Annotated in this window: 10 protein-coding genes; 3 read left to right on the top strand and 7 right to left on the bottom strand. The window is 68.8% G+C overall.

Features of this window, described 5'->3' with window-relative positions:
* Window positions 1-24 precede the first annotated feature (24 nt).
* Window positions 25-417 (top strand): nitroreductase/quinone reductase family protein, encoded by a 393-nt coding sequence (locus ACI2L1_RS23460; RefSeq protein WP_404741297.1) that lies wholly within the window; start codon window positions 25-27, stop codon window positions 415-417.
* Window positions 418-478: 61 nt separating this feature from the next.
* Here the strand turns inward: ACI2L1_RS23460 and ACI2L1_RS23465 are convergent, their stop codons facing one another.
* The 5 genes from ACI2L1_RS23465 to ACI2L1_RS23485 all read right to left on the bottom strand — a co-directional run bounded on the left by ACI2L1_RS23465 (window position 479) and on the right by ACI2L1_RS23485 (window position 6,434).
* On the bottom strand, window positions 479-1,015 hold the full coding sequence (locus tag ACI2L1_RS23465; protein ID WP_404741298.1) for a DUF3455 domain-containing protein: 537 nt from the start codon (window positions 1,013-1,015) through the stop codon (window positions 479-481).
* Window positions 1,016-1,149: 134 nt separating this feature from the next.
* Window positions 1,150-2,610 (bottom strand): aldehyde dehydrogenase family protein, encoded by a 1,461-nt coding sequence (locus ACI2L1_RS23470; protein WP_404741299.1) that lies wholly within the window; start codon window positions 2,608-2,610, stop codon window positions 1,150-1,152.
* Complete coding sequence (locus tag ACI2L1_RS23475; protein ID WP_404741300.1) at window positions 2,607-4,337, bottom strand: amidohydrolase family protein; 1,731 nt, start codon at window positions 4,335-4,337, stop codon at window positions 2,607-2,609. Before ACI2L1_RS23475 ends, ACI2L1_RS23470 begins: the two co-directional genes overlap by 4 nt.
* 119 nt (window positions 4,338-4,456) lie before the next feature.
* Window positions 4,457-5,575: an LLM class flavin-dependent oxidoreductase gene (locus ACI2L1_RS23480; protein ID WP_404741301.1), complete on the bottom strand. Its 1,119-nt coding sequence runs from the start codon at window positions 5,573-5,575 to the stop codon at window positions 4,457-4,459.
* 88 nt (window positions 5,576-5,663) lie between these two features.
* Entirely contained in the window at window positions 5,664-6,434 is a 771-nt protein-coding gene (locus tag ACI2L1_RS23485; RefSeq protein WP_404741302.1) for an SDR family NAD(P)-dependent oxidoreductase, read from the bottom strand.
* 205 nt (window positions 6,435-6,639) lie between these two features.
* On the opposite strand from ACI2L1_RS23485, the gene ACI2L1_RS23490 reads away from it, so the two are divergent.
* Both ACI2L1_RS23490 and ACI2L1_RS23495 read left to right on the top strand, forming a co-directional pair.
* Window positions 6,640-7,377 (top strand): hypothetical protein, encoded by a 738-nt coding sequence (locus ACI2L1_RS23490; RefSeq protein WP_404741303.1) that lies wholly within the window; start codon window positions 6,640-6,642, stop codon window positions 7,375-7,377.
* Window positions 7,378-7,429: 52 nt separating this feature from the next.
* On the top strand, window positions 7,430-8,221 hold the full coding sequence (locus ACI2L1_RS23495; protein ID WP_404741304.1) for a hypothetical protein: 792 nt from the start codon (window positions 7,430-7,432) through the stop codon (window positions 8,219-8,221).
* 102 nt (window positions 8,222-8,323) lie between these two features.
* Here ACI2L1_RS23495 and ACI2L1_RS23500 read toward each other — a convergent pair whose 3' ends face one another.
* Window positions 8,324-8,989: a LuxR C-terminal-related transcriptional regulator gene (locus ACI2L1_RS23500; protein ID WP_404741305.1), complete on the bottom strand. Its 666-nt coding sequence runs from the start codon at window positions 8,987-8,989 to the stop codon at window positions 8,324-8,326.
* A 98-nt stretch (window positions 8,990-9,087) separates the two neighbouring features.
* Window positions 9,088-10,002 carry an LLM class F420-dependent oxidoreductase gene (locus tag ACI2L1_RS23505; protein WP_404741306.1) on the bottom strand — a complete coding sequence of 305 codons (915 nt, stop codon included), beginning with the start codon at window positions 10,000-10,002 and terminating at the stop codon, window positions 9,088-9,090.
* Window positions 10,003-10,241: the final 239 nt, after the last annotated feature.

Below are 10,241 nucleotides of genomic sequence, written 5' to 3' on the forward strand. Positions count from 1 at the left end.
CGAGCGACAGGAGTCTCAGAGACCATGTCCCGCAACGCCGAGCGCAAGTACCGCGCCGCCAGGGCCATTCAGCGCCGACTCAACCCGGTCATGCGCCGACTGCCCCTCCAGACCGTCCTGGAGACCACCGGCCGCACCTCCGGCCTGCCCCGCCGCACCCCGGTGGGCGGCAGGCGGGTCGGCGGCTCCTTCTGGCTGGTCTCGGAGTTCGGGGAGCGCTCGCAGTACGTCCGCAACATCCAGGCCGACCCGCGGGTCCGGGTCCGGATCAGGGGCCGGTGGCACACGGGCACGGCCCATCTCATGCCGGACGACGACATCGCCGTACGACTGCGCTCGCTGCCGTCGATGAACAGCGCGGCGGTACGGGCCATAGGGGCCGGGCAGCTGACCGTGCGGGTGGATCTGGAGAACTGACGGGCGATGGCCCTGTTTCGACCGGGACACCGCCGTACCGGCGTTCAGTGAGCGGTGTGCGTCACTTCGCCGGCTTGTAGAAGGCGTACGTGGCCGTGTACTGGACGCCGACCTGGTCCGTGCCGGTGCACGCGGTGGCCGGGGCGACGCCGCCGGTGGTGTTCAGGCGCTGTATGTAGGAGACACCGCCGAAGACGCCGGTGCCCCGGGTGGCGGTGGCCTGGAGGAGGAGCTCGGGGATGGTGCCGGTCTTGGGGGAGCTGGCGATCGCCGCCGCGTTCACCGCGCTGCCGTCCACCGTGGACACCCAGACGGGGCCCCGGGAGTGCAGGGCGACGGTACGGCCTCTCTTGTCGGAGAGGGTCGCGGCGGGCTCCAGGAGCTTCCAGGCCCCGTCGGTGCAGGTGTAGGTCTGCGTGCCCCGGGCCGCGTACACGCCGGTCAGCTTGTTGCCGTCGGGCACCTTGAGTGCCGCGGGGGCCTTCACGGGCTTGGGCGCGGGGTCCGAGGGCGTGGCGTAACCGGTGGTCGCACCCAGGAGGGCGGTCGCGGCGGCGAGGCCCGCGGCGGTCAGAGCGAAACGCTTGGTGAGCTTCAAGTCGGTTCTCCGGGACGGGATTTGACTGACGTTCAGAGCAGCGGCATCGATGCCGTCGCCCTTCGCTCCGGGACTCTACGGGCCCACCCGCGGGTTACCGGCCAGTTGGCCGAACACGCGTCCCCAAAGCCGGCTCACCCCGGCCAGACGATCGACTGCACCTCGCTGTAGGCGTGCAGCGCGTACGACCCGCAGTCCCGGCCGACCCCGCTCCTGCGGAAACCGCCGAACGGCGCCTCCATGTTGCGGCCGACCGTGTTGACCCCGACTCCCCCCGCCCGCAGCCGCCGTGCCACGCGGAAGGCCCGGGCGACGTCCGCCGACCAGACGTAGTCGATGAGGCCGTAGTCGCTGTCATTGGCGAGGGCGATGCCCTCCTCTTCGTCGTCGAAGGGTGTCACCGTCACGACCGGGCCGAAGATCTCCTCCCGGGTCACCCGCAGCTCCGAGCCGCAGTCGGCCAGCAGGGTCGGGGCGACGTAGAAACCCCGCTCCAGAAGGGGCCGTTCACCGCCGACGACCACGGACGCACCTTCCTTCCGGCCGAGTTCGACGTACGACTCCACCCGCTCCCGGTGCGCGCCCGAGATCACCGGCCCGACGACCGTCCCGGCCGCACGTGGATCGCCGACCTTCAACCTGCCCGCGTAACCGGCCAGTTGCTCGACGAGACGGTCGTAGACACCCCGCTGCGCCAGCACCCGTGTCGGCGCCGTGCAGATCTGCCCGCTGTAGAAGGAGAACGTGGTCCCGATCCCGGCGACGGCGCAGGCGAGGTCCGCGTCGTCGAGGACGAGCGCCGCGCCCTTCCCGCCCAGCTCCATCAACTGCCGTTTCATGGACCGCCCGCACACCTCGCCGATCCGCTGTCCGACCGCGGTCGAGCCGGTGAAGCTGACCATGTCGACGTCCGGTGAGTCGACGACGGCCTCGCCGACCTCGACGGAACGGCCGCTCACCACGTTCACGACCCCGCGCGGCACACCTGCGGCCTCCAGTGCCTCCGCCATGCGGTAGACGGACAGGGGGTCCTGCGGGGCGGGCTTGACCACCACCGTGTTGCCCATGGCGAGGGCGGGGGCGATCTTCCCCGCCGGGTTCGCCCAGGGGTTGTTGTACGACGTGACGCAGGTGACGACCCCGACGGGCTGCCGTACGGCGAGCGCGCCCATCACCGCGGCCTTCCCCATCGGCCCGGCCTCGTTGATCTGCGGCGGGACCGCCCACTCGGCGGGCTCGACCCGCGCGTACCGCCGGAAGCGGGCGACGGCGACACCGACCTGCATCCCACGGGCCACACCCGTGGTCGCCCCGGTCTCGGCCTGGGCGAGTTCGGCATACGCGTCGAAACGGCTGCCGATCACGGAGGCGGCCCGGGCGAGGATCGCCGCCCGCTCCGCCGGTGCCGTGCGCGACCACGGCCCGAAGGCCTCGCGGGCCGCGGCGCAGGCCGCGTGCACCTGATCCCGCGAGGCCTCCGGAGCCCACCCGACGGTCTCCTCGGTGGCCGGGTCGACCACCGCGTAGTGGCCGCCGTCGGGCGCCACCCACTCACCGCCGACGAACAGCCGCTGCCCCTCCACGGGTGAACTCACCTGGTGCTCACCGTCCGTGTGTCCCGCCCGGACCGCAGCACCCGGCCCGGTACGGCCCCGCTCACCACGTCGTCCCGGATCGCCTCGACCCCGTTGACCCACACGGCTCGTACGCCGATCGCCTTGGAGTCCAGCCGCGGGCTGTCACCCGGCAGGTCGTGCACCAGGGTGGCCGTGCCCGCGTCGATCCGCTCCGGGTCGAAGAGCACGAGGTCCGCATGGAAGCCCTCCTCGATCCGCCCGCGCTCCCGCAGCCCGAACAGCCGGGCGGGATCGTCGGTGAGCATCTTCACGGCCTGCTCCAGCGACGTGAGCTTCCGCCCGCGCAGACAGTCCCCGATGAAACGGGTCGTGTACGGCGCCCCGCACATCCGGTCCAGATGCGCGCCGGCGTCGGACCCGCCGAGCAGCACGTCCTCGTGCTGCCAGGCCTCGGCACGCATCGCCCAGGACGCCGGGTCGTTGTCGGTGGGCATGGGCCACAGGACCGTACGGAGATCGTCGGCCACGCAGATCTCGACCAGCGCGCCGAACGGTGTCTGCCCGCGCTCGGCCGCGATGTCCTCCACGACCCGCCCACTGAGCCCGCGGTTCGCCTCGCTGTAGGTGTCCCCGATGACGTACCGCCCGAAGTTGGTCAGCCGCCGGAAGACGCCCGCCTCCTTGGCCTGGGAGTGCCTGAGCAGTTCCTTCTGTACGTCCGGGTCGCGCAGCTTCTCGATCCGCTCGGGGACGGGCAGCCCGAGGACCGGCCCCCACCCGGGGATGAGGTTCAGCGCGCAGAAGGTCCCCAGGGACATGTTCATCGGTGTGAGGATCGGCATGGTGAGGGCGATGACCCGGCCACCCGCCTTGCGGGCCTGTTCGCTCGCGAGGAGTTGCCTCGGCACCCGCTCCGGCACGGCCGAGTCGATGGTCAGCACGTTCCAGTTGAGCGGTCGCCCGGCCGCCGCGCTCATCTCCACGAACAGTTCGATCTCGGCATCGCTGAACTGGTCGAGACACCCGGCCACGATCGCCTCGATCTGCGTCCCCTCGTGTTCCCCCACGGCCCGTGAGAGCGCGAGCAGTTCGGCGGGCAGGGCGTGGCGGGAGGCGACGGGCTTGCCGTCCCCGTCGGAGTGCGTGGACGACTGGGTGGTGGAGAACCCCCAGGCCCCGGCGTCCATGGCATCGTGCAACAGCCGCAGCATGTCGTCGAGTTGCTCGTCGGACGGCTGCCCGCCGACCGCCTCCGGTCCCATCACATACCGCCGCAGCGCGCAATGCCCCACCATGAAGCCCGCGTTGACCGCGATACGCCCCTCAAGGGCATCCAGATAGTCCCCGAAGGACTGCCAGCTCCAGGGCGCCCCCTCCTCCAGGGCCACCAGGGACATCCCCTCGACCTTGGACATCATGCGGCGCGTGTAGTCGGCGTCGTCGGGCCGGCCCGGATGGAGCGGAGCGAGCGTGAACCCACAGTTCCCGGCGGCGACGGTGGTGACCCCGTGATTGAGGGACGGCGTCGCGTACGGGTCCCAGAACAGCTGGGCGTCGTAGTGGGTGTGGGGGTCTACGAACCCGGGGGCGAGGACGAGGCCGGTGGCGTCCTCGGTGGACCGGGCCTCCTCACTGATGTCGCCGATCGCGGCAATACGGCCATCCCGTATCCCCACGTCAGCGGTGAAGGCGGCCGCGCCGGTCCCATCGACGACGGCGGCACCTTTGATGACGTGATCAAGCATGGGGCTCACCTCCTGGCCTACAGGGGATCGACCTACTCAGGGGCGCGGGGCTGTATCGATATGCGGCTCCGCCGCGTGGGCGCGACCAGCCACAACGAACCCGCACCCCGCAACGGCGATTACGCGGCACCCCGGAACCGGGACGTCCGATGCACAGGATCCGTATCGATCTTCGGAATCACGTGCTCCCCGATCAACCGAATCGTCTGCAACGTCTCCTCCTTCGGCACCCCCACCGGCAACCCGAAGCTCAACTGATCCGCCCCCGCCTGTTCCCACCGCTTGCACTGCCGCGTCACCTCATCCGGATCCCCGCAGATCAGCAGCTCCTCCTCGATGAGCAGCTCCACGAACTCCGCGTTGTACTCGGGCAAGGTCTCCGGCCACACGGGGAAGCCCTCAGGCCGAGGGAACGTGTCGTGATACCGGAACACCAGCGAGGGCAGATAGTGCAGCCCCCCGTTCACGGCAACCTCAATGGCCTCGGCATGAGTTGGCGCACAGATTGCCGTCGTCGTCACCATCACGTTGTCGTTGACGAAGTCCCCGATCGGCTCCGCGTCCACGACCGCCGTCTTGTACTGCTCCAGCACCCACTCCATGTCGGACACCTTCTGGATGCTGAACCCGAGCACCCCGAGCCCCTTACGGGCGGCCATCGCGTACGACGGCGGCGACCCGGCGGCGTACCACATCGCGGGGTGCGACTTCCCGTACGGCTTCGGCAGGATCTTCCGCGGCGGCAGCTGCCAGTGCTTGCCCTGGAAGCCGACGTACTCGTCCTGGAGCCACATCTTGGGGAACTCGGCGATGGTCTCTTCCCAGATCTCCTTGGTGTAGTTCATGTCGGTGACACCGGGTATGAACCCGAGGATCTCGTGCGACCCGGCCCCGCGCCCGCTCCCGAACTCGAAGCGGTTCTCGGTGAGATGGTCGAGCATGGCCACCTTCTCGGCGACCTTCACGGGGTGGTTGACCTGGGCAAGCGGGTTGAAGATGCCGGAGCCGAGATGGATCCGGTCGGTCGCGTGCGCGAGGTACCCGAGGAAGACGTCGTTGGCGGAGAGGTGCGAGTACTCCTCCAGGAAGTGGTGCTCGGACGCCCAGGCGTACTTGAAGCCGGACCGGTCCGCCTGGATGACGTACTCGGTCTCCTCCATCAGCGCCTTGTGCTCGGCCAGCGGGTCGGTCTCGGCGCGCTTGCCGACGTATCCCTGTACAAAGAGCCCGAATTCCAAGGCGGGTCACCGTCCCAAGTCCTGGTGGTTCCTGCGAGTGCTACGACTTTCTGACGTGCCGTCAGATTCGTCAATAGATGATGGCTCGTCAGATGACACTGACCCCCGCCAGCCAGCCGCCGTCGATCACGAAAGGCTGCCCGGTGACGTAGGAGGAGTCGTCGGAGGTGAGGAAGAGGGCGAGGCGGGCCACCTCCTCCGGGCGCCCGATCCGGCCCAGCGGCACGAGCTTGCGGTACAGCTCGTTCAACGCCTGACCCATCCCCTCCGCGTCCGCCGCCGGGTCCAGCTGGGCCGGGTTGGACATCGCGGTGTCGATGGCGCCCGGGCACATGGCGTTGACCCTGATGTGCCGGTGCGCCAGTTCGAGGGCGGCGACGCGGGTGAGCCCGAGGATGGCGTGCTTGGTGGCGGCGTACGCGCCGACGGCCGCCATTCCCGTCACCGCCGTGTACGAGGCCGTGTTGACGATCGTGCCGCCGTCCTCCATCGCCGGCGCAACGGTCTTGATGCCGAGGAAGCAGCCGACCTGGTTCACCCGCACGACCTGCATGAACTCGTCGAGAGGCGTGTCGACGAGGGAGTTGAAGCGCAGGATCCCGGCGTTGTTGACCAGCCCGTCGACCCGCCCGTGGGCCTCCTTGACCGCACTCACGGCGGCGCCCCAGTCCCCCTCCTCGCCGACATCGAGATGGACGTACAGCCCACCCAACTCCTGGGCCAGCGCCTTCCCTTGCTCGTCCAGCACATCCGCTACGACCACGCTCGCGCCCTCGGCCGCGAACAGCCGCGCCTCCTGCTCCCCCTGCCCGCGCGCCGCCCCGGTGACGAGGACGACGCGTCCGTCGAGCTTGCCCATGGCGCACTCCTTCGCATCGGTGGATGGCGACAGCGTAGCGCCGTACCTGACGGAGCGTCAGATAGCCGCGGGATCTGTTTGCCCCTCGCATATGCACATCTCAAGTAACCGCAGAGTAGGGATATTTGACTCTGTCGGCGCCATAAGAAGCAGCTCAATAATCCTCAACGGAAAGGCAAAGTCACCCTCAAGGAGAGAACGGGACATGGCCAAGAGGCGCTTCAAGAACAAGAAGGTCCGGTACGTGGCGATCGCGGCGGCGATCACGTCCGGAGCGGCCGTCGCCACCGTACTGCTGCCGTCGGCGAACGCGGCAGAGGAGAAGACACCGGACGAGATCATGGCGATGTGCCACAGGGCTGCGAAGATCAACGGTGAACAGCGGTCAGTGAGCGATTTCGATGCCCGCTTCGGAGACGGGTTCGCGGCCGACACCTGCGATTTCCAAGAGACCAACTTCGAGACATTCGACGGTCCCACCGAGAAGGTCACGGTCGACTTCCCGAACTGCGAGCCGAACGCCACCGACCCGGCGAAGGTCACGACCGAATGGTCGACGGCGGTGGCGCAGGGCAAGGGCAAGTACACCGTGACCCAGCAGGGCGCGGGCGGCGGGATCCTCGGATTCCTGAGCGGCTCCTGGCAGAAGCACAAGGGAACCCTGGACCTGACCATCGAGTCGGCGACCGCCAGCGAGTCCGAGGAACGGGAAGTGCCCGTCGGCAAGGTGCTCTCCATGGAGTTCACGCCAAGGATGCAGCGCATGACCGGCATCTGGAAGGTGCACATCGACGCCCGCGAGCAGGGCACCGTCACCCCCGCACAACCCGAGGTGAACCTCGAAGCGGAGGAAGTCGTCGAAGGCCCCTCGATCCTGGAGGGCGCCGCCGGCGCACCCGGACGTGCGGACGGCACCTCCAAGGCGGTCCTGACCGACTGCTGACGCCCTCCCACCTCGACCGACGCCCACTACTGCCCAGTACAGGAGACACACCATGACACGCGCCGGCCACAGCGGAAGCCACCGGAGCAAGAAGAAGCGCATCACCCTCGTCCTGGCCCCGGTCGCCGCCCTCGCGGTGATCGTCCCGCTGATGAACAGCGCAGGCGCCGCCACCCCCGACGAGGTGGCCGCCGACTGCCAGAGCGACTCGGACAAGCTGGAGAACTGCGAGTTCGTCGACGTCCAGGCCAAGAGCGACAGCCTCGGGCCCAACGAACGGGTGTCCGCCGTGACCGACAACTGCGGAAGCACCTCCGAGGCCACGAAGTCCTTCAGCGTGAGCGCGTCGGTGACGAGGATCATCCAGATAGAGAGCGGATCCGCCGTCGACGTCGGACTGAAGCTGGGGAGTTCGATCTTCGAGATCGGCCTCAAGTACAACGAACAGAACATCACCATTTCACGCGACGACAAGACGACCTCGCTCTCCTTCACCCGCAGCGACACGGTGAAGGCGGACCACATAGCGTTCTTCATGTGGTCCCATAAGCGCACCGATGTGAGCGGCCACCTCAAGGCCACGTACAAGGAGCCACAGGACGGCCAGACAGTGTTCTTCTCCCCCAGCGAGGGGGCCGCCACGGTTCACGTCTTCTATCCGCACATCCTGAACAACGGAACCCCGGACGGCCGCCTCTGGCTGCGCAACGTCCAGTGTGGAACACCGCAGGCGGAGGGAATTCTGAACAACCAGAACAGCGTCCGCACCGAACCCGGATTCGGCGAGGGCGGAGAGAACGTCACCGACGTCGAGATCCCGCTGTCGGAGATATCGGCATCGTAGGAGATAAGCAGGAGAGAAGCGGCGAAGAAGAGACCAGGTACGGGACACTCGACTGGCCCCCGCGGTTCCCGCGGGGGTATTTCCCTCTGCGAATTCCGTGCGTCAGCGGGCCAGAGCCCCCTGACTGCCACCGCTCGCGGCCCCCAGCCACCGCAGCACCGCCTCCGTGCCGCCCCGGACGTCGAGCTTGGCGTAGATGTTGCTGAGGTTGTTGCGGATGGTCTTCTCGGTCAGGCTCAGCCGCAGGGCGATCTCCTGGGCCAACAGGCCGGTCGACAGCAACTCCATGATCTGCCGCTCGCGCGGCGAGAGCAGGCCGCGCAGCCGCGTCATCTCGTCGTCGGCCTCGGCCATCCGCCGGGCCTCCTCCCGCAGGGCGTCGGACGCCGACGGCGAGAGGTAGGTGTGCCCGGCGAAGGCCGCCTGGGCCGCATGGGACAGCATCTGGTCGCAGTAGTCGCCCTCGACCAGATAGCCCGCGCCGGCCCGGAACGCCGCGACCACCGCCTGGACGTCCCGGCGGGAGCTGACGACGATCACCGGAACGTCCCGGGATCCGAGTTCGTCCACCAGCCCGGGAAAGGTCACCGCCGGGTCCTCGCAGCGCAGCAGGACGACGTCCGCCGTGGTCTCGCGCAGCCCGGGGTAGGGCGGGAGAAGGTGCAGCACACGGCTGACGAACGGGTCGTCCGGGCCCGGCCAGTCGGCATAGGGCCAGGGGTCCCCGGAGGAAGCGAGTACGACGGAGAGCCGCTGGAGGGATTGCACTTCGGGGGTCCTTCCGCCGGAGCCATCACGTCCGTACGTTCATACATACGCGGCCCGGCGTGAGCATGCTCAAACCTTCAAGGAGAATGTTGGGCAGTTCAGTAACCCGCATCGAGCAGCGGCCCCACCTCCGCCCCGAACTGGGCCATCTGATCGGTGAGTTCGCCGATGTCCCGGCATCGGAAGCGCACCTGGATCTGGTCCACGCCCATCTCCCTGTACTCCCGCAGCGGCTCCACGAGGGCCTCCGGCGGCCCGGTGAGCGTGCGGCGCCCGACCTCCCACGCGGGCGAACCGACGTACAGCGGCTCGGTAATGGCACCGATCGTGAGCGGCGGCCCGTCGCCCCGCAGCCGCCGCAGCGTCGCGATCTGCGCGGGCAGCCGCGCCCGCGGGTCCCCCTGCGGCAGCCACCCGTCCCCCTTGAGCGCGGCCCGCCGCACGGCAGCCGGCGAGGACCCACCGACCCACAACGGCACCCGAGCCTGGGCTGGCCGAGGCCGCTGCCCGAGCCCCTCGAAGTCGTACAACTTCCCATGATGGACGGGGAATTCATCCCCGAGCGCGGCCCGCAGCGCGTCGATCGTCTCGTCGAGTACGGCACCCCGGTGCTCGAAGTCGGCCCCGAGCGCCTCGAATTCCTCCTGTACGTGCCCGGCCCCGACCCCGAGGATCAGCCGCCCCCCGCTGAGGTGGTCGAGGGTGGCGTACTGCTTGGCGGTCAGCAGGGGATGCCGTAGCCCCACGACGGCCACATGACTGAGCAGCCGCACCCGCCCGGTCACCCCCGCCAGGAAGGCGAGGGTGGCCACCGGGTCGTACCAGACCGTGCTCATCGCAGGCGCGAGGCGACGCGGGATCGCCACGTGGTCGCAGGCGGCGACATAGTCGAACCCGGCCCGATCGGCGGCCCGCGCCACCTCGGCAAGATCCTCAGGCCCGGCCCCGGCCTCCCAGGGCTCGGCGTAGATCGTGCTCTGGGACTGGACGGGGAGCTGGATGCCGTACTTCACGACGACAACCCCCTCTTGTGTGTGGGGTGATGGCCGCCATCGACCTTTCTGACGGTCCGTCACATAGTGAAGGCGCGGGTCGTCGGAGACAAGACGCACGGTGACCGGAGAGGGTGCCCGCCCCATACCTTGCGGCTCAACTGACTAGTGTCCTGAGTCTGGAATTCGGTTCAGATATCCGGCGAGGCGCTCAAGGATCTCGTCCGCGGTCTTCGTCCATACGAAGGGTTTCGGGTCTT

It is taken from the genome of Streptomyces sp. NPDC019531 (genome assembly GCF_044903305.1).
Taxonomy (GTDB): Bacteria; Actinomycetota; Actinomycetes; order Streptomycetales; family Streptomycetaceae; genus Streptomyces.

What these genes read in the sequence shown, in the direction of transcription:
- ACI2L1_RS23490 (WP_404741303.1), top strand. Translation starts at nt 6,640, where the DNA reads ATGGCCAAGAGGCGCTTCAAGAACAAGAAGGTCCGGTACGTGGCGATC.
- ACI2L1_RS23495 (WP_404741304.1), top strand. Translation starts at nt 7,430, where the DNA reads ATGACACGCGCCGGCCACAGCGGAAGCCACCGGAGCAAGAAGAAGCGC.
- ACI2L1_RS23485 (WP_404741302.1), bottom strand. Translation starts at nt 6,434, where the DNA reads ATGGGCAAGCTCGACGGACGCGTCGTCCTCGTCACCGGGGCGGCGCGC.
- ACI2L1_RS23460 (WP_404741297.1), top strand. Translation starts at nt 25, where the DNA reads ATGTCCCGCAACGCCGAGCGCAAGTACCGCGCCGCCAGGGCCATTCAG.
- ACI2L1_RS23475 (WP_404741300.1), bottom strand. Translation starts at nt 4,337, where the DNA reads ATGCTTGATCACGTCATCAAAGGTGCCGCCGTCGTCGATGGGACCGGC.